The sequence below is a fragment of the Arthrobacter globiformis genome, from assembly GCF_003261175.1.
Taxonomy (GTDB): domain Bacteria; phylum Actinomycetota; class Actinomycetes; order Actinomycetales; family Micrococcaceae; genus Arthrobacter; species Arthrobacter globiformis_A.
Genome location: NZ_QLNP01000074.1, coordinates 52,241 through 72,097, shown reverse-complemented (window position 1 = coordinate 72,097; position 19,857 = coordinate 52,241). Strand labels below are relative to the sequence as shown.

General features: G+C 61.5%; 16 protein-coding genes and 2 pseudogenes. 6 read left to right on the top strand and 12 right to left on the bottom strand.

All coding sequences use genetic code 11. The features are described 5' to 3' along the window. Positions 1-70: 70 nt before the first annotated feature. The 6 genes from ssb to dprA all read right to left on the bottom strand — a co-directional run bounded on the left by ssb (position 71) and on the right by dprA (position 6,334). A complete protein-coding gene (gene ssb, locus DBZ45_RS10650) occupies positions 71-613 on the bottom strand; it encodes a single-stranded DNA-binding protein (protein ID WP_111903879.1) in 543 nt (180 codons plus the stop codon). A gap of 61 nt (positions 614-674) precedes the next feature. Beyond that, positions 675-950, bottom strand: a complete 276-nt coding sequence (locus DBZ45_RS10645) for a glutaredoxin family protein (RefSeq protein WP_111903878.1) — start codon at positions 948-950, stop codon at positions 675-677. Positions 951-1,627: 677 nt separating this feature from the next. Further along, positions 1,628-2,980, bottom strand: coding sequence for a ParB/RepB/Spo0J family partition protein (locus DBZ45_RS10640; RefSeq protein ID WP_111903877.1), 1,353 nt, complete (start codon positions 2,978-2,980; stop codon positions 1,628-1,630). A 519-nt stretch (positions 2,981-3,499) separates the two neighbouring features. After that, complete coding sequence (locus tag DBZ45_RS22940; protein ID WP_174182301.1) at positions 3,500-3,652, bottom strand: hypothetical protein; 153 nt, start codon at positions 3,650-3,652, stop codon at positions 3,500-3,502. Between the two features lie 183 nt (positions 3,653-3,835). After that, complete coding sequence (locus DBZ45_RS10635) at positions 3,836-4,861, bottom strand: DUF4192 domain-containing protein (protein WP_111903876.1); 1,026 nt, start codon at positions 4,859-4,861, stop codon at positions 3,836-3,838. A gap of 564 nt (positions 4,862-5,425) precedes the next feature. After that, a complete protein-coding gene (gene dprA / locus DBZ45_RS10630; RefSeq protein ID WP_111903875.1) occupies positions 5,426-6,334 on the bottom strand; it encodes a DNA-processing protein DprA in 909 nt (302 codons plus the stop codon). Positions 6,335-6,984: 650 nt separating this feature from the next. Here dprA and DBZ45_RS10625 point away from each other — a divergent pair. Together DBZ45_RS10625 and DBZ45_RS10620 are read left to right on the top strand one after the other, a co-directional pair. After that, a complete protein-coding gene (locus tag DBZ45_RS10625) occupies positions 6,985-7,593 on the top strand; it encodes an RNA polymerase sigma factor (RefSeq protein ID WP_111903874.1) in 609 nt (202 codons plus the stop codon). Continuing rightward, positions 7,590-8,390: a peptidase M56 family protein gene (locus DBZ45_RS10620; RefSeq protein WP_111903873.1), complete on the top strand. Its 801-nt coding sequence runs from the start codon at positions 7,590-7,592 to the stop codon at positions 8,388-8,390. Before DBZ45_RS10625 ends, DBZ45_RS10620 begins: the two co-directional genes overlap by 4 nt. Before the next feature lie 26 nt (positions 8,391-8,416). Here DBZ45_RS10620 and DBZ45_RS10615 read toward each other — a convergent pair whose 3' ends face one another. From DBZ45_RS10615 to DBZ45_RS10605, 3 genes and pseudogenes are all read right to left on the bottom strand, one after another. Then, positions 8,417-9,073, bottom strand: a complete 657-nt coding sequence (locus DBZ45_RS10615; RefSeq protein WP_146617491.1) for a hypothetical protein — start codon at positions 9,071-9,073, stop codon at positions 8,417-8,419. A gap of 189 nt (positions 9,074-9,262) precedes the next feature. Beyond that, a pseudogene (locus tag DBZ45_RS10610) lies at positions 9,263-9,848 on the bottom strand (recombinase family protein). A gap of 407 nt (positions 9,849-10,255) precedes the next feature. Next, a complete protein-coding gene (locus tag DBZ45_RS10605; RefSeq protein WP_111903871.1) occupies positions 10,256-10,666 on the bottom strand; it encodes a hypothetical protein in 411 nt (136 codons plus the stop codon). A gap of 1,260 nt (positions 10,667-11,926) precedes the next feature. Between DBZ45_RS10605 and DBZ45_RS10595 the strand changes: the two are divergent. The 3 genes and pseudogenes from DBZ45_RS10595 (at position 11,927) to DBZ45_RS10585 (ending at position 14,245) form a co-directional block, all read left to right on the top strand. Then, positions 11,927-12,740: pseudogene (locus tag DBZ45_RS10595) on the top strand (AAA family ATPase). 50 nt (positions 12,741-12,790) lie between these two features. After that, positions 12,791-13,363 carry a recombinase family protein gene (locus DBZ45_RS10590; RefSeq protein WP_111903869.1) on the top strand — a complete coding sequence of 191 codons (573 nt, stop codon included), beginning with the start codon at positions 12,791-12,793 and terminating at the stop codon, positions 13,361-13,363. A 285-nt stretch (positions 13,364-13,648) separates the two neighbouring features. Continuing rightward, positions 13,649-14,245: a recombinase family protein gene (locus DBZ45_RS10585; RefSeq protein ID WP_111903868.1), complete on the top strand. Its 597-nt coding sequence runs from the start codon at positions 13,649-13,651 to the stop codon at positions 14,243-14,245. 15 nt (positions 14,246-14,260) lie between these two features. Here the strand turns inward: DBZ45_RS10585 and DBZ45_RS10580 are convergent, their stop codons facing one another. From DBZ45_RS10580 to DBZ45_RS10565, 3 genes are all read right to left on the bottom strand, one after another. After that, positions 14,261-15,463 carry an IS110 family transposase gene (locus DBZ45_RS10580; RefSeq protein ID WP_190243085.1) on the bottom strand — a complete coding sequence of 401 codons (1,203 nt, stop codon included), beginning with the start codon at positions 15,461-15,463 and terminating at the stop codon, positions 14,261-14,263. A gap of 1,355 nt (positions 15,464-16,818) precedes the next feature. Continuing rightward, positions 16,819-17,286, bottom strand: coding sequence for a hypothetical protein (locus DBZ45_RS22665; RefSeq protein WP_146617489.1), 468 nt, complete (start codon positions 17,284-17,286; stop codon positions 16,819-16,821). A 119-nt stretch (positions 17,287-17,405) separates the two neighbouring features. Continuing rightward, complete coding sequence (locus DBZ45_RS10565; protein WP_111903865.1) at positions 17,406-17,588, bottom strand: transcriptional regulator; 183 nt, start codon at positions 17,586-17,588, stop codon at positions 17,406-17,408. A gap of 356 nt (positions 17,589-17,944) precedes the next feature. Here DBZ45_RS10565 and DBZ45_RS10560 point away from each other — a divergent pair, with 356 nt between their 5' ends. Then, complete coding sequence (locus DBZ45_RS10560) at positions 17,945-19,837, top strand: hypothetical protein (protein ID WP_146617488.1); 1,893 nt, start codon at positions 17,945-17,947, stop codon at positions 19,835-19,837. Positions 19,838-19,857 lie beyond the last annotated feature (20 nt).

The window sequence follows — 19,857 nt, the reverse complement described above, 5'->3', positions numbered from 1 at the left end:
CTCGTCGAAGTGCCCGGAGGCCGTGGGGGGCCGGCCCAGCGCCAGTACCCCCGCCGAGGGATCCCCCCGGTTATTCGCTCTCGTAGACGGGCGTCTCGGTGATGACCGGCGGAGCGACGAGACCGCTCGGGTTGGCCCGCAGGCCGAACCAGGCTTCGTCGTCGGCGTACTGGCGGGGGCTGATCGTGAAGCTGTCGGCCGGGTGGGTGCCGTCCGGTTCCGCATCCTTCAGGGTTGGTTCGGTGGTGGATGGCCGGGCGGCGGGCGTGGCGGCCGTGTAGCGCAGGGACAGGCCGATCTCTTCGACCTCGAGTTCCAGGACGGTGCGCTTCTCCCCTGCTTTGGTCTCATAGGTGCGGGGCTTCAGGACTCCGGAGGCGACCACGCGGCTGCCCTTGGCCAGGGACGCGGCGGCGTTCTCGGCCGCCTCGCGCCAGATGGAGCAGTGCATGAAGAGGGTGTCGCCGTCCTTCCATTCCTTGGAGGCCGGGTCAAAGGTCCTGGGCGTGGAGGCGATGGTGACGTTTGCGACCGCTGCCCCGGCTGCGGTGAAGCGTAGCTCGGGATCGCTGGTGAGGTTGCCGATGACGGTGATGCTGGTTTCGCCTGACATTGGTTTCGTATCCTTTTCTGCTGGTTTCGTATGGGCGGTGCGGGGGTCCGGTGGTCCCTGTTTAGGCTTCGCGGGCGCGGCCGGCAGCTGCTTCGATGGCGATGATCTGCTCGATCCTGCCGGGGTTGAGTCCGGACCAGTGGTTTTCGGTGCCGTCTTTGTCGTAGACGACGACGGGGACCTGGGAGTAGCCGAGCTCTTCGGTGATGTACTCGAAAGCGGCCTGGTTGGTAGTGACGTCAACCTCGTGGAAGGGCAGGCCGGCCTCAACGAATTTCTGCTTGGTCTTGGTGCAGCCGAAGCATCCGGAGGGCTTGGTGTAGATGGTGACAGTCATTTCTCAGTCCTTGGTTTCGTATCACTTTGGTTAGGTTCGTCTGTTCTGTACTGCTGCTTTTATTCTAACAATCATTCAACTGAATGAATAGCCATTTCTCCGCCATTTCTAGGGGTTTTTATCGGAATTTCATAGCTCCTCGGACCGCGGGAGGTGGGTCCGTCAGCATTCGGCGAATAGCCACCGGCACCTGGTCCTCGGAACAGAGCCTCAGTAGAAGGCCCCCACGGGTGCCACGGGGAGGGTCGCTGCTGAACGGGCCGGCCGCTTCCTGTCCCGTCCATGGCCGGTTTTTCATTCACCGGTCCCGGCCCCGTCCATGCGGGGACACAGCACTCCCCGGGGGCAATGGCCGCGTTAACCCGGAAGGGAGCCGGCGCGGTGGCCGGCTCCCTTCGGGTTTCCTCTGCAAAAGAAATCTGAGACCACTCTAGCCCGGACCGTCGTTGTTGCCCGGTCTTTGCGTGTGTGGCGGCGCGGCACCCGGGCGGGTCCGCACGCCGTGCGCGGACCGGCGGTCCGCCGCTGGTGATCGATGCTGTGGTTCGCACCGGCGGACCGCCACCGATTCTGGGAGGTGACGTGGCCGTCCTGTCCTGGGTGCTGCTCTGGGTGTCCGTCCTGTGTTGGGGTGGCCGGGCGGCGTTGGGTTCGCCGCCCGGCCCGCTTTAGTCTCGTTACTCCGCGGTGGTGGTTTCTTTGCCGCTGTCGAGGATGATCTGTTCGACAGCGCTGGCAGTGTACCCCCAGGTGACGAGCTGGGTCAGGTAGTCGCGCTGGGTCTGGCCCGGGGACCGCCATGAGTCCTTGGCGATCGTCTTCTCGTACCCTGCGCAGATGAGGGCGATCAGGGCGACTTCGGGCCGTGCCGTGGTCTTCGCGACGTGGTCCCGCAGGGGGTTCCAGCCCCACCGGTCAGTGTCCTCGACCTTCTCCCCGGCCATGTCGGCGGCGACTTTACCGTCGTATCCGCTGGCCGTTTCGGGGTGGTGGGTGATGGCGTGCACGGTGAAGTACTGCCAGCCCTTGGGTGCCTGTTTCCTTGCCAGCAGGGTTTTGACGAAGTCGCGGCGGACTGTCGTGGCTGACTGCATCAGCTTGTTGTTCTCGATCAGGGTCTTCCGCTCCGCTTTCTGTTCCTCGGTCATCGGCCCCTTGGCCGAGGACGGGGCGGCGTAGCCCGTGTAGCGGAGGGTGTACCCGAGGTCTTTCCACCCGGCCACAACGGGGACGGTGGAGTGGTTGCCGTTATAGGCGGTGGTGATGGCCACGGCGTTGGCGTCCTCCTCGGTGGCCGGTTCCCCGTCGGGCCGGTTCAGCGAGGACACCCTGACGTTCTCGCTGTCCCCGTCATACCCTGCCGTGTCGACGACGGTGGTTCCGGCCGCTTCCAGCTCTGCCCTCACGGCGGCGAGGGCGGCGGCCCGGTCGCGGCGGTCGCGCAACTGCTGGGTGACGTGGGCGAGCATGTCGGGTTCGTCCCGGATGACCGATTCGAGTTCTTCGGTCGCGTCCTGGTCGTTCTCGAATTCGGCGAGGATGAGGGCTTCGTCGATGGTGTAGCCCTTGCCCAGTGCGGCGTTGCCGGTGTCGGTGGACTTGGCTTTCAGGGCGGATTCCACGGTGGTCCTGGTCCGGCCGGTTTTCTTCGCGATCGCGGCGGCGGAGACGCCGATCAGGGAGAGCTGGTGGTAGGCCTCGGCCTCGTCCGCTTCGGTCAGCCCGGCGCGCTGGATGTTCTCCACCACCTGGGTCACGATCCGCTCTGCCTCTTCCGGGGACTCGATAATCATCACCGGGATCAGCGGGCGTTCGGCTTCGACGGCGGCGCGGGTGCGGCGCTGGCCCATCAGGACGTGAACCGTGCCGTCGTCCTTGCGGTGGGCGATGACCGGTTCCATCACGCCGTGTTCCCTGATGCTGTCCACGAAGTCGCCGGTCAGGGCGGCGTCCCTGCGGACGTTGACATCCACGGTGAGCGTTGCCGGGTCGAGCATTTCCAGTACGGGTGCTGTGGTTGTTGCGTTCATGGTTTTGGTGTCCTTTGCAGAGGATTGGTGGGTGGGGCGGCCCTTGGTGACCGGCCAGCTCCCCCCTGTCCCTCCCGACGCTTCTATGTCTGTCAAGCGGGTGGAAACGGGTGCGGGCGCGGACCAAGTTGTTGCCGGGGGCGGTTCAGGTGACTGGCCAGCGTCCCCTCTTCCCCTCCGTTGTTTTGGCTGCTGGCGAAGCTTGCGGAGCTGTGGCCGACGGAGGCCTGTCTACCCGCAGGGCAAGGGGCGGGAAATTCCCGGAGGAAATCAGCGACGAAGGAGCGCCGCAGGGACATTTCCTGCTCCGCAGGCCCCGACGAAGGAGGGGCTAGACGAGCCGGAGCGGACACGTACAATCCGAAGGACAGCAGCCAAAACAGAAAAATGCTTTACAGTCCGAGCGGAGCGAGGCCGTTTTCAGCGTTTAAAAGGGCTGCGGCCGGCCCCTTGGGGCCGGCCGCAGTTTTTCCCTCAGCAAAAGGAAACTCAGTGGTGCTGCGTCATCGCTGCAGAAAGTTACAGGTCCAGCGGGGATTTCTCCCAGGAGATGTCCACGATGGGGGCGCCTGGCTGGGGCATGGTCAACATCGAGAGCTCGAGAACGTCCTGGGCATGGGTGGCATCGGCCGGTGCCGCGTCATCGTCGGTCAGGATGTACTCGTGGCTCATGTGCTGTCCCCAGGCTCTTAGTGGATGGTGTTCCTTTCCACTGTAGCCCGGCGTCCGGCCGCTGCCCTCGTGTGGTGCTGCGCCCGCGGCAGCGTGATCGGCGGCCGGAGGAGCGCACGCGGGGGAGGCCGCCGGGCGCACCCAAGGGGCCGGGCCGCTGTCCCGGTCCGGCCCCGTTGCCTTTTAGCGGTGCCGCTTGTAGGCGGTTGCCTCGTTCTTCGCGACCGGGGCGATGGTTCCCCGGCTCACCAGCTGCTCCATCAGTTCCGCGAGCCGGTAGCCCGGTGTATCAGCCAGAGCCAGCTCGAAGTGGTCCGCAGCTACTGACGACTGGCCTTTGAGGTACGCCAGCCATCCGATCAAGGTCAGCAGGGGCGCCCGGTAGCCTTCCGGCGCGGCGTCGATCAGGTCCCGCGCGGTTTCCTGCGCCCGGTCCACACGGTCCCAGTCCGGGGCGATACCCTCCCCCATGAGCAGATTCCCGCTGTCCTCGGCGTCCGGCAGCTCCGGGTCGATCACGTTGCAGAACAGCGTGTCGCGCAGGTCCGGGCGCTGGAAGCACGCCAGCAGCTCCACCGCTGTCTGCGGATCCGTCCATCCGGTTCGGGTCAGGGTCTCTGCCCACAGTTCCCGGCCCGGACGCAGCTCGGCGCCGAGCACTCCCGGAAGCGCGTGGCGGATCTGCTCCTCCCTGTCTGCCGGGCCTGCGAACGGGGCATAGCTGGTGCCGGGCGTCTCTTGGTAGCTGCTGCCACGGAACACAAGTTCCGCGTTCAGTTGCCCGTCCGTGATGGATTCCAGCGATTCGGGCGGGCAGCACCCGGCGTCGCTGTCGCACAGCAGGTTTTGCCAGTGCGACGGGGTGATGAGCCACGCGTCCTGCAGCGGGGTGCCTGCGCTGTCCAGTGCCTCAATGACGGCCTCGACGTGGTCGTGGAAGGGTCGGGGCTGGCCGGGGTTGGGGGTGCTGGCCGTGTAGACGGCCAGCAGCACCGCCGTGGCCTGCGTGTCCAGCGCGATGTAGTCCACCATGGAGCGGGCGAAACCGGCGGGTTCGGCGAACGCGGGGGCGTCAACGCGGAGTGTCGCGCCCAGCGTCTTGCCCCGCATGGTCAGGAACACAAAGGATTCACGCGGTACGAACCCGAGGGAGTGCGGGATGAAACCGAGGATATCGGCGGGGCTGGAGATACGGATTGCGTCGTTCATGTTGAAAGTCCTTTGCTGAGGATTCGGTGGGCGGGGCGGTTCAGGTGACCGGCCAGCGTCCCCTCTCCCCTCCGTTGTTTTGGCTGCTGGCGAAGCTTGCGGAGCTGTGGCCGACGGAGGCCTGTCTACCCGTGAGGGCAAGGGGCGGGAAATTCCCGGAGGAAATCAGCGACGAAGGAGCGCCGCAGGGACATTTCCTGAACCGCAGGCCCCGACGAAGGAGGGGCTAGACCGGCCGGAGCGGACACGTACAATCCGAAGGACAGCAGCCAAAACGTCGTAGACAGGACAGGGCCAGGGGCGGCGGAGCCCTGCGGAGCCGGCACTGGCCCCACAGCCGGCCGCGCCAGCGGACGCCCTTTTCCTGGTGAGCCCTGCGAACCCTCCATCAGCACCCCGGGTCTTCTTTCGGCGTCCCTGACTCCGGTGGGCCGCGCCTCCCGGTCCCCCACAAGCGTCCTGGGCGGTTGGCGGTCCGCCGCCGCCGACCCACCGCGCAGGCCGGGCACGACGGCGGACCGCCCGCGGTGACCGCCCCGGCAACGGGACGGCCACCTGAAGGGACTAGCTGGCGAGGAGTTCGGCCAGTTCGGCCGCGTCGGACACCAGCACCGCCGAACCGTCCTTTAGGAGCCGGTGGCATCCTGCCGAGTTGGCGCTGTGCACGCTCCCGGGGACGGCCGCGACGTGCCGGGCAATGGTTTCGGCGTGGTGGGCGGTGTTCAACGCCCCCGAGCGCCAGCGGGCTTCCACCACACAGGTCACGCCTGCGAGGGCGGCGATGATGCGGTTCCTCTGCAGGAACCTGTACCGCGTCGGGGCGGAACCGGGCGGGAGCTCTGAGAGCGTCAGGCCGTTCCCTCGGATCGCGGCCGCGAGGTCAGCGTTCCCGGACGGGTAGTCCCGGTCCAGGCCCCCGGCCAGTACCGCGAGGGTCGCCGGTCCTTCACCCTGGCTTCCGGCCAACGCGGCCCGGTGCGCGTGTGCATCGATGCCGTAGGCAAGGCCTGAGATCACACAGATTCCACGTTGGGCCAGCCCGTATGCCATGTCTCCTGTCACCGAGGCGCCGTAGCTGGTCGAGTCCCGGGATCCGGTCAGGGCCACACACTTCGAAGGTGCGGGGATGCCGTTGTCGATGTTGCCCCGGTACCAAAGCCCGTATGGGGCGTCGGGCAGGTCGTCCAGGCCTTCCGGCCAGCGCTCATCTCCTGGGATGAGGAACCCGCCGCCCAGGCGTTCGATGGCGGCCAGGTCCTTCTCCGGGTCGACCTCCGGAGCCCGGGGAGCCCACCGCTTCAATGCTTCTGACAGTTCTTCGACCGTAACCTCCGGGAGGGCGTGTACGGGCTGGGCGCCGGTGGCAAGCCGCAACGCGGCGTACGCGCCGAGCCTGCCCACGAGGGCCCGGCCGACACGGTCGCCGGGTTCGAAGAGTCGGGTCAGGGCTGCGCGTGCAATGCGATCGTTCATGGTTTCTCTCGTCCTTTGCTGAGGTGTCCGGTGGGTGGGGCGGCTTTGGTGACCGGCCAGCTTCCCCTCTCCCCCGGGCGTTTTTTGCCTGCTGGCGGAGCAGCGCGTAGCTGTGCCCGACGGAGCCGGGGCAACCCGCAGGGCAAGCAGAGGATGGGTTGTGGGAGGAAATAAGCGAAGCGCCGACACAAGGCATCGGCTGCGTAGCCGTCCGCAGGACGGTTGAGCCGGTGGAGCGGGCACGTACGATCCGCAGGACAGCAGCAAAAAACAGAAAAATGCTTTTACAGCCCGAGCGAAGCGAGGACCGATTCCGGTGCGGCCTACCGCGCCGGCTCACCTCGTAGAAGCAGACGGAAGTTAGAGATGGCGGAGGTACCACTCTGGCGCGCCGAGAAAGGACCGCCAAATTGAGAACAAGTCGAGGTCGGCCCACGACCGACGCCGCAGCCCCCAAGGACCGGCCTCGAGGATCTGGGCGCCGGGAAGTGCGAGGAGGACGGGTGAATGGTGGACATGATGACCTAAGAATGACCATCTTCAATCAAAGCCTTCAGGATCGATAGCAGGCTCAGGCAGCCGGCGAAGGACAATTCGGAAGTTTTTTGAATTCGGTGAAACCTTTTGGGCTTTGCCGGACACTAAGTGGCATGGGGAACAAGGGAGACACCGAAGAGGGGTTGTGGCGCCAGAGCCTTCTGGGACAGGGGGATGCTTTTGGTGCCCTGTACGACCGGCATCGGGACAGAGTCTTTCGCCACGCATACCGGCTCTGCGGAGATCACCATAATGCGGAGGACATCATGGCCGCCTCCTTCCTCGAACTCTGGCGGCGGCGTAAGCAGGTCCGGATTGTGGAAGGATCGATCCTTCCATGGCTACTGGTCACGACCACGAACATGGCACGCAACAGCGCCCGCGCGGCCCGCCGCTACCAGCGCTTCCTGAACTCCCTTCCCCGCGGGCAGGACGCCGCCCATTCGGCCACCGATCCCTACCGCAGATACCAGAACCAGCTCGATCAGGAACTTGCGGCCGCGCTCGGAACACTGAGCACCGAAGACCTGCACCTGGTGAGCCTGATTGTGTTCGAAGACCACACCATCGCAGCGGCCGCCGCAGTATTAGGCCTCACCCCTGCGGCAGCGAAATCACGGATGCACAGGGCCCGCCAGCGCCTGAGAACCGCCCTCGACGGTGATACACCAACCAATCCGCCCACCGCTCCAACCCCGGTTCTGGAAGGAGAACGGCCATGAATCAACGCCACGTCGACGAACTGTTCAATGATGCCCTCCGGGCAGAACTCGTCTCCCAAGTCGCTCAGGAATCACGGGTGGCGAAACGGAGGCGTACGAGGGTGTGGCTTGGTTCCGGGCTGTTGGCCGGGGCAGGACTGTTTGGCGTTGGAGCCGCCGCGGCAGGGCTTTTCGTCATCCCCGGAGGGGAAAAGGTGACACCGCTGGCCTCGCCCGTAACCACAACCTACGCCGGCACAGCAACCGTTGAGCTGGGCTCCCCTCCGGAGGGGGCCACGGGGATTCAAATGGAACTCACGTGCCTGACGCCTGGCTGGTTTGAATTTCCCGACGGGGCGGCCAGCAGCTGCTCCGAGGAGGATGCGGCCAGCGACAGACTGGGCTGGAGCGGCTACACCATTCCCCTCGCCCCGGGCCAGGACAGCGTCACCATCAAGGCCGACCCCGAGGCGCGCTGGCAGTTGACCGCTAAGTATGTGAAGCAGGAACGGACACCTTTGGGGGTCAATGCCAAGGGTGAAACCTACGGCGTCGAAAGCCAGGAGAACGGAACCCCTGACCTGATTGCTGTGATGGCCACCAACGGGCAATCCGGTTACGCCTACTCCAGGGACCTGCACGGCGGCCCCATGCCGACGAGCCCGGAGGATGCCGTCAAGAACTTCAGCACCCCCCGGCCGCAGCGCGAGATCCCCGTCTTCCAAAGCGACGGAGAAACTCAGATAGGCGTCTTCATGGCCGCCGGCTCCGGCGGAGGGATACCCTCCTACCCAACACCAAGCGCCTCGCCAAGATGAAACTATCTCCACTGCTATGCCTGTATTCAGTTACGCTGCAGCCGCGGTTCTTCCTCAGTCCGGTAGAGGTTTTCGATGACTCTCTCGGCGTGGGTTGTTCCGATCTTGGGGTGCATCATTCGCAGCTCCTTAACGGCAGCGGCGTGTCCTTGATTTACGTGAATGGCTCGCAACCAGATGATCTGCATGCCAGTTAGGCGCGGTCCTGTCTTGCCCACCTGATGTTGTTCCAGCACCCGCCAGATGCTTACGCCGGCTTGAGCGAGTGCGGTCGTGATAACCCAGGGCGTCCAAGTACCGACACTTAGTGGGGAAGTTAAGTACAGCACCGAAAACCAGACTGCGATGAGAAGAGTTCCTGTACCGAAGCTCTGGATTCGCACCCAATCCAAGGAGTTCATCGAGCGAAGTGGCGGAATCTTCAAGAGCGAAGCAGTTTTTGCCGGTTTCACTGAAATGGTCGCCGAGGCAACAACCAGGATAAACAACCAAGGGGCGGGACTGGCGGGATCTCTAATTTCCGGGAGAGCCACGACGAAGGGCACGACGACGACCACAGGCAAAATCGCTAACAGGGTATCTGCCGCCTGCGGCCGCATCAGAGCACTGGGTGTCGACCGGCGGTCCCAAAACAGAATGACGAAACCTCGGATAAAGGCCACGGCAGCGAGCATTCCAGTCAACGCTGCGACTCTGCCCGGTTCAGGCTCGTTCAAGAGCACCGCGGTCCGCCACAGGCCAAGGCCACCCGCAATGACTAAGACCCCTCCACCAACGACAGACACCCGCTTCGCATTACGAATCACCCGCACGAACGCCGTTCCTTCCGCCAGGACAGCACCCCCTCATGCTGCCAAGCTGAATCCTAGACCTTAGGTTGTGGTGCTTTCGCGGGCAGCACGGGCTTGCTGGTGGCGGTACAGCGTTGCGCGGCTCCAGCCAACGAGACGGGCGGCGTCTTCGGCGGTTCGCCCCTTGCCGCGGGCGTCCTGGGCGATCGCAAGCTTGTCTGCAATGACGGCGGGATCGGACAGCGGCCGGCCGAAGCGAGTTCCGTTTTGTCTTGCGGCGGCGATCCCGGCGTTGACCCGCTCGACTATGAGCTCGCGCTCATATTGGGCAAGGGTCGCGAGCATGTTCAACATCAGCCTGCCGGTGGAGGTTGCCGGGTCTATGCCATCGGAGATGGATCGGACGGCCGCGTAGCAGAGCCACCGTGTTCAGGACGTCAATCAGCGACCGGCCTAAGCGGTCGACCCGCCACACAACAACAACGTCGCCTGCTTCGGCGTACTCGAGGAGCCTCTTCATTCCCGGTCGCTCTATCGCCGTCTTGCTTCCGGAGGTCACATCGGCAAAGACATCGCGTTTCTGCACGCCCGCGGCAACCAGCGCATCCAGCTGCAGTTGCGCGTCCTGGCTGGAAGTACTGACCCGGGTGTAACCCAGTTGCCTCACAAGGCAATTCTGACTCGAAATGCCCCCGATGTACCCGTGGCGAGACGATTTACTGCGAGACGCCTTTACGAGACGTCGAGTGGCCGACAGTTCCTCCCGTGTGACTGTTCATTCAGATTGGCGGTCTAATCGCAACTTAGAATGGCGGTTCTCCGGCGCCGCCGACCTGCATGGCAGCATACGTTTCGAGTCATCGAGTGGGGGCGTGGACGTCGAGCCTGGTCCCAGGCACGAAGTCTCTGCTGAGGAACGGTAACCAGATCGGTTCCGGCGGACTAGCCCAATCGAGGTCGGTTTTCAGGCTCTACCCCGCGACAGTAAGGCGGCTGGCCAAGATCACCCGGCCACGGTCCAGGATCTCGGTAATAACGCGCTGCTCGTGGTCTTCGAAATACGGGCTGTAGTGCTCACCGGGGGGGTGTGATGCTGGGGAGGTTATTGCCGTAGAAGAGTTTGTCGTAGCACTTGTCCGCCTCCGGTCCTCGGTCATCCAGTGATGCGTTCACGCTGCGTGCAATGTCGCCGAGGAGGTTCCACGCATTCAGCAGCTGCGCGCAGGTGTCATCTGATGCCGGCAACTGGAGAAGTTCCTCGATCCCGTCAAGGTTCTGAGGTTCCGGGTTGCCCGCTTCCAAGACGATGTTGTGTTGCCGGGCCAGCTCCAAAAAGTCCTCTTGAGTGCGGGCCGATACGATCTGGCCCTTAGAGACGAGAACACCGTCAGTATCCCCTTCATCGCCGGCCTCGTCGTCCGTTTGCCACACGAGGCCAAGCGTTTGACCTCGAAATTGGATCCAGTGCGGGTACGACATCCTCATCCGCGCATCTTATCTTTCGGATTCGCTTCTCTGACGGTCGGCTTACCAAGAGCCGAACGACTACCGGGGCTCTTCTTTGGACTTCGCGGGTGCACTGCGTATTTCTGCTTGCTGGCGTCGGGCCGCGGACAGTAATGGCAGGGTTGCCAAAATCAAGGTAAGCAGCGGAACACCGTATGTAACCCAAGGGGACCAGCCCGTGGCTCCGGTAATCAGCGCACCAACGAGCGGGATTGCAAAGACGCCGACTATCCCAATGATCTTGAATTTCCTTAAGAGCGGACCCTCAGATGCACTCACCATGGTGCAAATCTAACCGCGGCTCATGTAGAACGGAACGCCCTGCGCATCGGAGGCCTTCCGACTCACGTTCCTGAGGGAACCCCTATGGGGACGGGCCGGGGCGAGTTAGTCTGTGCCTGCGAAGTGACACCGGGGCTGCCGGTTGAAACGGGCATACAATTGACCCCGCTCGGTTCGCCCCAACACAAGCGGCTACACCACTAGGAGTGACGGATGCTCCACGGACATACTGGCCACGAAGGCAACGGGCAAGAGCGGATGCCACGGTTCATGCGACTGTTGGTGTTTTTTAGCAAATACCCCGAGCTATTGGCCATCTTCTTGGTCGCCATCCTGGCGCTAGCAACCCTTATCTTGATGGCTTTCCTGTAACCCCTTGAGGGTCACGCTGCACGGTGGCTACTTTCACCATCGAGTTGTTGCCTCTAGTCCACCTGACTGTAGATGAACCCGGTAGCAGCCGATGCGAACAGGAATATCCAGAACAGGGCCCAGTTCTTTTTGGTCACTACTTGAGACGACAGTTGTCGAGACCGGACAACCGGAACGAAGAACGCGGCTAGACCTGCAAACAAGAAAAGTGTGCAAAGAACTATAAGCATCCACGCCATGGGAACCTCGTTCTCCTAAAAGACGTCCCGATATTTTCTGAATCCGTCTACGAACCTTTCCGCTCACCATGCAGGATCAGAGGAGTCTGCCACAAGGCCACAAGGGCAACAATGGTCTCGAAAGAGGCCAGTCCGCCTAGCGTCCCGTAAGCCGGTCCCTGTTTGGACACGTGTATCCCGGACATGGGACAACGGCACTTCACAAGAGGCGCCGTCCCGTTGGACCGGACCCATGCACTGTCCGGAAATGGTGGCGCATATGGCAGCACAAACAAGTCCCGACCCCTGAGCCCACGGACCGGCCGAAGAAGCGTCCAAAGCTCCGCACCTATCTGGAGGACAACCGATGACAGGGCAAGGCTTCATCGCCACGAAAGAACACCGCAGATTCGTCGAGTTCGCCGATGCAGTGCGCCGCCAGCACACCATCGGTATTTGCTACGGCCAAGCCGGCATCGGAAAGACCATCTCCGCCAGACGCTACGCCAACTGGCACAAGGCACAGAGGCTCCTGGAAGAGTGGGGACCACGGGAGGATTCCGACCATCAAGGTCTATGCCGCGCTCTCCCGCTCCCGCACCGTTTTCTACACCCCAGCCGTACTCACCACACCCAAACAGATCCACACGGACATCGAGCACACCAGCACTCGCGTATCAATCTGCGTGGACCAACACCTGTCAGACATCGGCAAGGGAACGGGACCCCACACCCGCATCAACAAGCATGTCGAACTGCTCATCATCGACGAATCCGAGCGCCTCAGCGCCACAGCCCTGGAACTGTTACGCGACCGCTACGATCGCGACAACGTAGCCCTGATCCTCATCGGCATGCCCGGCATCGAAAAATGGTTCAGCCGCTACCCACAGCTCTACAGCAGGGTCGGATTCGCCCACGAATACCGTCCCCTCGAACAGGAAGAACTTCACTTCGTCCTGCACCGACGCTGGCACAAACTAGGACAAGACCTGGACCCCGACGACTTCACAGACGCTCAGGCCATCGCCGCCGTCGCCCGCATAACCAGGGGAAACTTCCGCCTCATCGACCGGCTCTTCACCCAGGTCGAACGCGTCATGAAAATCAACGAACTCAACACCATCACCGACGACGTCATCGAAGCCGCACGCTCAACACTCGTCATCGGCATCAGCTAACCGCACCGGAACGAACCCAGACCAACAGTCGATGAGACAAGCAGGACGAAGTGGTAACCATCGGATACGCCAGAGTCAGCACCGCAGAGCAATCTGCAGAGCTCCAAACAGCCGCGCTGCGGAAAGCCGGCTGCGACCGGATCTTCACAGATCAGGATGGGACCGGCAAACTCGCAGACAGACCCGAGCTGAACGCCGTACTTGACCACCTGCGTCCCGGAGACGACCTGGTGATCTGGAGGCTGGACCGCCTAGGTCGCACCACGAAAAAGCTACTCCACTTCATCGAACTACTTGACACGAAAGGCGTGACGTTCAGGTCCCTGACCGAGGGCATCACCACCACCGGCCCAAACGGCAAGGCGATGCTGACCATCCTGACCGCTCTCGCCCGGCTCGAACGTGACACAACAACCGAGCGAACGCAGGCAGGCATGGCCTTCGCAGCAGCCCACGGACGCCGAGGCGGACGACCTGTCATCACAGCAGAAAACGCGGCCGTCAAACGCGCCCACGAACTCAAAGCCGCAGGGCTCAGACCTGTCGACATCGGAAAGATGACCGGACGCAGCCGGGCGACGATATACCGCTACCTGAACATCGGAAGCGACGGACGAACCTGACCCCCGCCGCCGAAGGCACCCCCTCAGCCTGAGCCGCAACCGCCAGCTCGAACTGCGATTTAACCGCCAATTTTCGCTAACAGTCACAGCTAAGGAAGTCTTCACCGCAGCCTGATAGTCCAGCGTCCTTTAACTCGTGTCCCGTTAAGCAAAAGCTTTCCAAGACACCCCTCCGAGGCCGGCTACAGGAATCTTGATCCGCGTCATTCCAGTCCGACCGAGGTCTCGCTAAGTCGTCTCAGCGGGGTACGTCTCAGCCCTGCCTTCAAAGGGCCTTTTCGCAGGGTGAGACACCTTGGCTATACACGGGTCAGCACATCCAGCCAGGACGCGCAGCTGCAGCTCGACGCGTTGGTCGCGGCCGGGGTCCAGAAGCGCGATGTTTTCGCCGATGTCACCTCCGGCAGCCGCACCGCGATCGAGCGACCAGGCATGAAAAGGCTTCTCGAGTACGCCGAGCCCGGTGACACCGTTGTGGTCTGGCGCGTCGACCGACTAGGCCGGTCGCTGATCGATGTCCTGAACACGGTGGCGCTGCTCCGGGACCGGGGTATCAACGTCCGCTCCATTTCAGACGGTATCGACCCCACGACCTCGACCGGTCGGCTCATGCTGAACATGCTGGCCACACTTGCCGAATACGAACGCGAGCTCATCCTCGAACGGATAAATGCCGGGATTGCCGCAGCGAAACAGAACGGCACCCGCTTCGGCCGCCCGGCATCCGATCCTGGCCTCATCGCAGAAAAACTCGCCGTCGCCAGGGATGCCCGGGCCAAAGGACACACTGCGAAAGATGCTGCACGCCTGGTCGGCTGGAGCAGAGCTACGCTCTACCGTCATCAGCAAGCAGCAACTATCCGCCAAAACCCGCCGAAGTGACGCATGGGCCCTGAATCAGGCAGCCAGTGGTGTGGCCACCGGCATCGGCGTATAGAGGGCCCCGTCGCGCAGCATGGCCCACAATACGTTGAGCCGTCGCCGGGCAAGCGAGAGCATTGCCTGGATGTGCGATTTTCCTTCTATCCGTTTTCGGTCGTAGTAGCCACGTGAGGATGGACAGGATTTAAGCGCCGAGAGCCCGGAGAGGAAGAAGACGCGGAGCAGCCGCCGGTCGTATCGTCTTGGCCGGTGGTGGTTGCCGCTGATCCGTCCGGAGTCCCGCGGTGCCGGCGCCAACCCAACAACACCGGCGAACCGGTCCGCAGATTGGAAGACAGCCATGTCCCCGCCGGTGGCACCCAGGAATTCGGCAGCGAGGACAGGCCCGAAGCCGGGCATGCTCAACAGCACCTCGGTGTGCCGGTGTTCGGTGACCTTCTCACTGATCAGCGCATCCAGTTCTTCCAGTTCCTCGTTCAAAACCGCCACCTCCCTGGCGAGGGCGGCGACAATCATCTCCCCCATGCGCTGGGCAGGAACTACGGTCTGCTGGGCCTTCGCGGCTTCCACCGCAGCGGCAGCAACCGCTGCGGAGGAACGAGCACCGTGCTTCTTCAACCAGGCCTGAATTCTCGCCTGGCCTGCACGACGGATCCCATCCGGAGTCCGATACTTGGTCAGCAACAACAGTGCAGCTTTGGACCTGCTGTAATCGAAGGCCCGCTCCAGCCCGGGGAAATACTCCAGAAGCTGAGCCTTCAGGCGATTGATCGCCCTCACCCGATCCGCCGACTTATCAGCCCGCCTAGCGGTCAGAAGTCGCAACCCGACGCTGATCTCATCACCGGCGCGCAAAGGCTGCAGGTCCGTCCGCATCCGCGCTTGGTCGGCGATAACCGCGGCGTCCTTCGCATCTGTCTTGCCGTCACCCCGATAAATCTTTGAGGCGTGGTGCACCGTCCGCCCAGGAATATAGAGAAGGTTCTGCCCATGACCGACAAGCAACGCGATCAGCAGCGCCGGCCCGCCATGATTCAAGTCCATCGCCCACACCAAAGGGCCCCCATCCGACAGCTCCAGGACGGTGGCCAAAAGTTGGATGAGCGCCGCTTCGTCGTTGGGAACCTTCTGTGAGAGCAGCCGGTTCCCCTCGCCATCGATTACAACGCAGTGATGATGGGCTTTGCCGGCATCGATGCCGGCCCATAATTGCACCAAGAACAGCCTCCAGTCTGTTGGATGGGAAGAGCCCAGCAGATAACCGCGCCGTCGTGTCCTTATCCGGCGATCATGTCGCGTCTCTCAATCAGCGGTCGGGTCATCGCGGGGTGGCGGGCGGCCAATCCTACGGAGCCGTCACGTGCAAGCGTGCGGACCACAGCAGCCAAGCCATACCCGCCTCCCCTGGGTAGCCACGACCCTACAATGACCGCGGAACTGAGCCCGGTAACAACATAAGGACAGCAGCCAAGAAACGTCGTAGACAACCAGGTGATGACGGGCAGGAGCTCTGCGCCGGACCGGCAGCACCCAACAGCCGGCCACGGAGCGAAGCGGAGTGGACGCCCGAGGTTGAAGCGCAGCGGAAACCAGTGCGAGCCCCGCGAGCATGCTCCTGACCCGGAACTGCGCGAATGGGCTGGTACGTTGGGGGGCAGTGTCCCGCCTGGTTCCCCCAATCCCAGGCGGGACATTCTTCTTAGACGCAAGGGGCACACTGTGGGACTTCGGGATTTGCTGCGCCGGCGCCGGCGGAAGCCGTCTGTAGTCGGGACCAGCGAAGCCGGAACCACTGCCGCCGCTCGGCGGGCGGCCGTCGAACACGTACCGCTGACGCCCGCGCAGCTGGCAGACCTGGAAGAGGCTCGGGCCGAACTCCGGCGGGCCGCCCAGGAGACCGGAGTGACCTCATTCCGGGATACTCCTGGAGGGGTTGGGCAGTCATGCCCTATTAATAGCCGGCGTTTGCAAATACTTTAGATACGTCCTGCGTGTGGAAGCTGGGCAGGTTCTAAACACCACGAGCGGGCGAGACCGTCTGAATCTCAATGTTGAAGGTGGGGCCACGAATACCCGTCCCAAGTGCCCGGCGAGCCACGGGCGGTGCTGGTTCAAACCCATCACACCGGTCCTGAGTCAAACCACCATAGTCGCCACGGCCCCCGTCCCCCACGGCGGTGAGGATCGGACCTATCGTCAGCCTGTCCAGTGGTTGGTAGTAGAAGGAGTATGACAATGAGTTCAGGAGATGTTCGCGTGGATAGGATGCTCGCGCGGGTAAGGAAGCTTGAGGGTTTGCCCATCGAGAATATTTTGGCGGCGGCCAGGGAAGAAACAGAAGCGATTAAGTTCCCGCTGGGAGAGCAAACTCTAAGGATGTGGGCTCAAGCCGTTCACCATGGTGAGAGATTTTCGTTTCGGGTTCGGTGAAACACGCACGGCGGGAGTAGCCCAGGCTTGGAGCCTTGATTAGTGCTGGTGTTGCCCGGATCTTCCCGGGCAACACCTCACCAAGAACTGGTTTTATCGAGTGCTTTAGAGCGCCTGCCGCGTTGGTTGGCCAAAGTTACCGCCTACCACCCCATCATTGATCGAAATGCCCCCGCTGCGACCATTAGTCCTCCAAGGCCCAAGAGCCCGAACCCAAGGTCTTCGGCATCCTCCACGGCCTTTTTGAATGCCGCTGCTTGATCATTATCTGCTTTGATTTTTTCTCTCTCTGCTTTCCTCGCCGAACGCGACGGCAGCTTTACCAAACCGACGATGGCTGCTGTGAACCATGAGCCACGCGGGGGCTTCAATGCAGAACCTTGTGCTGATTGTGCCGCACGAGCAGCGTTCTGCTGAGCTTGCCGGATCAGGACCATCACCCACCCACCGATTCCTACAAACGTCGCTCCCAGAAAGTTCGCTACAGACGCGGAAGTCAAAGCGGTAAAAATCACGAGCACGAGTATCGGGATCAAAACCAGGACTACGAAACTCTGTCTGTTTCCTTTGGTCCGTTCCGGATTACGAAGTGAAGTCATACCCAGAATCATGCCCTGTTTTGTTCATGACTCCGTCGGAACAGGTTCAAGAGGAATCATTGGACAACCGGGACCAAGGATGCCCTGTTGTGCGCAGGGCGCCCATCCCGGCCCTCCCTCTAGGACTTGGGTCAGTATCTGACTTCGATGTCGAAGTCATCTTTCGGGCGGCCAGTCAGCTTTGCCGCAGCGTCCCTGACAGCATCAGGAATCTCGTCGACCCGCCGGGCGTGTGTCTTCAGTTCCGGCAGTTCCAGGACACGCAGGTTGAGCCTGCCGTCGGCCGCAGTCCCGATTTGGGCGGTGAGCTTCAATTCTTGTCCCCCTTCAGCTTGTGTTCAGCTTACTGTTCGGGCGCGAGGGGGGCATTAGGGGCCGTGTAGATAAGGCCCGTCCGCGGGCAGCTACGGGCGCTCTTCTCTGCCGCTCCCTTCCTAAGTTGTCGGATTCCTACAACGTCCTAACGAGCGCCCACATCCTTGGGCCTGGAACACCCTTGCTGGGCCACTTCCCATCCAATCAAGGCCGGTGGATCTGTCATGGCGGCCAACGACGGTCGTTAACAACTACGGTTCCGCGAGGGGACGGTGTTGAGCGAGCTTGTAGGTCGATTGGGGTCTAGCCGCGGCGGGTTACTCGGCCCAGACAGCCATAGGCAACAATGGCACCTATGGACGTTGAAATGCTAGCCGTTTACGAGATAGGTCACAGGGTCTCTAAATGCCCACATTTGAAAGCATTCATTGATTCAAATGATAAGACTCTATTAACTGACGGACATATCGATGTTCATTCTTCAGAATCGCACAGTAAGGAGACCTTTGAGGGACGTGTAAATGTCCAAGTCAAAGGACGGACAGCGACGGTCAGCACGAAGCCCCCGCGTACATTTGCGATCACTAAGACCGATCTCACCGGCTACCTGAAGAATCATAGCGTGCTCTATTTTATTGTGTTCGTTAACCCTAGGACCGGCAAGGCAATTCCATCATATGTGTTGCTGAATCCATTTAAAATTCAGTTTCTTATTAGGAAAATGGGTCGTAAAAGCCGGATTGGAGTAAACATAAAGCGGTTCCCCTCTGATCCAGCAAAAATCGAAGACATAATCAAACTGGCGCTACAATCGGCTGCTGAAAACCCTGCCGCGCGCATCGATCTAAAGCAACTCAAGGATTTGAGCCGCATCACCCTCTATACCGATGGGAGCCTGAATCTGGATGCCCCGGTAAGACTGACGCGCGATGACTTCGATTTCACCCTCGTATTCGAAACCTCCGGAGGAATGGCCCTGTCCGTTGATGAGGAACTCGTCATCACGCCTCCGGAGTATGTTGGTGAGCCGACGGAGCTATCTGTTGCCAGCGGGGACTTTGAGTTTCGCAACCCAACAAGACGACGAGTAGACCGGGACACTGTTGAGCTTGAACTCAGTGACGGCCTGAAGCTGCGGAGAACGGGAACAGACCAGGCTGCCACAGGCTCTGTATCACTGACGATGCGTGAGACTCTGAGGGAACGCTTCAATGACCTTGGCTTCTACCTCACATGCGTAGACGATCAAGTTTTCAGTATCGACGGGATTGAAAATAGGGTTCAGGTCGCCTCATGCGACGACCAACAAGACCTGCGTGAACACTTCGAATACCTGACGACTCTGATGTCCTTGTGCGACCACTTGGGAGTCAATTCAAGTCTTGTCGAGCTGGAGCCCTTAGAAGGCAAGAGAGGTCGGCAGCTTGTCGGGCTACATGGAGTCATGCTTGGGGGAGAAGAGATTAGTGTCGCGCATCATGAACCTGGCAGAATCTTGCAGCCCATGGGCCGCTGGAGCCTTCAACTGCTTGTTGCACAAGATAGCGCCAAGGGCAAGTGGCTGTGTCGTGATCTTTTCCATCCAGAACTAGGGCAGCAATTCGTCATGAGTTGGGAAGACGAAGCAGGCGAGCTTCAAATTACCAGAGTGACGCCATATGAGATTGTGGATCGCGAACACCTACCGTTCACGCTCAATTTGCACCTCGATAACTTAGTCAACGCATACAACGATATATTTGAATACCCTGGCGCTGCGGACTATGCTAATGCAACCGTGCTCAATTTAATTCGTGCCGCCGATGTTGTTGAAGTCCGAAAGTCGGAGTTCTTGGATGCTGCCTTCAGCCTTAACAACTGGTTGGTATCGAAGCAAGGCGACCTTCCGAATCACCAAATTAACCATTGGCAGATTGCTGTTAGGAAAGGTCAACTTAGACAGGATCAGCGGCTCGAAATCCGCTCATTGAAGGGCCAAGCAAGCAGGCATGAGATTGACAATCCACTCTTTGCAGAGACTGCCTGCGCAATTTTGCTTGGCGACGAGGAAGAAATTGCCTACTGCCTGAGTCGTCTAGATGAAGCTCAACTGGTCCAGTTTCAGGACTGGCCCATTTGGGACCTACATAGTGCTGGCAAAACGTCTAAGGACGGATCACAGCGCGTCGATGAGCCGTCACGAGGGGATCTTGGTCTTACTGGAGGACCAGACTGCCCCCACGAACGGTCCGGTGTCCCATTTCCTTAGAACTGGGATGGTCGGTCCGT

What these genes read in the sequence shown, in the direction of transcription:
- DBZ45_RS10560 (WP_146617488.1), top strand. Translation starts at nt 17,945, where the DNA reads ATGGACGTTGAAATGCTAGCCGTTTACGAGATAGGTCACAGGGTCTCT.
- DBZ45_RS10635 (WP_111903876.1), bottom strand. Translation starts at nt 4,861, where the DNA reads ATGAACGACGCAATCCGTATCTCCAGCCCCGCCGATATCCTCGGTTTC.
- DBZ45_RS22940 (WP_174182301.1), bottom strand. Translation starts at nt 3,652, where the DNA reads ATGAGCCACGAGTACATCCTGACCGACGATGACGCGGCACCGGCCGAT.
- DBZ45_RS10640 (WP_111903877.1), bottom strand. Translation starts at nt 2,980, where the DNA reads ATGAACGCAACAACCACAGCACCCGTACTGGAAATGCTCGACCCGGCA.
- DBZ45_RS10605 (WP_111903871.1), bottom strand. Translation starts at nt 10,666, where the DNA reads ATGAGGATGTCGTACCCGCACTGGATCCAATTTCGAGGTCAAACGCTT.
- dprA (WP_111903875.1), bottom strand. Translation starts at nt 6,334, where the DNA reads ATGAACGATCGCATTGCACGCGCAGCCCTGACCCGACTCTTCGAACCC.
- DBZ45_RS10620 (WP_111903873.1), top strand. Translation starts at nt 7,590, where the DNA reads ATGAATCAACGCCACGTCGACGAACTGTTCAATGATGCCCTCCGGGCA.
- DBZ45_RS10645 (WP_111903878.1), bottom strand. Translation starts at nt 950, where the DNA reads ATGACTGTCACCATCTACACCAAGCCCTCCGGATGCTTCGGCTGCACC.
- ssb (WP_111903879.1), bottom strand. Translation starts at nt 613, where the DNA reads ATGTCAGGCGAAACCAGCATCACCGTCATCGGCAACCTCACCAGCGAT.
- DBZ45_RS22665 (WP_146617489.1), bottom strand. Translation starts at nt 17,286, where the DNA reads ATGATTCTGGGTATGACTTCACTTCGTAATCCGGAACGGACCAAAGGA.
- DBZ45_RS10625 (WP_111903874.1), top strand. Translation starts at nt 6,985, where the DNA reads ATGGGGAACAAGGGAGACACCGAAGAGGGGTTGTGGCGCCAGAGCCTT.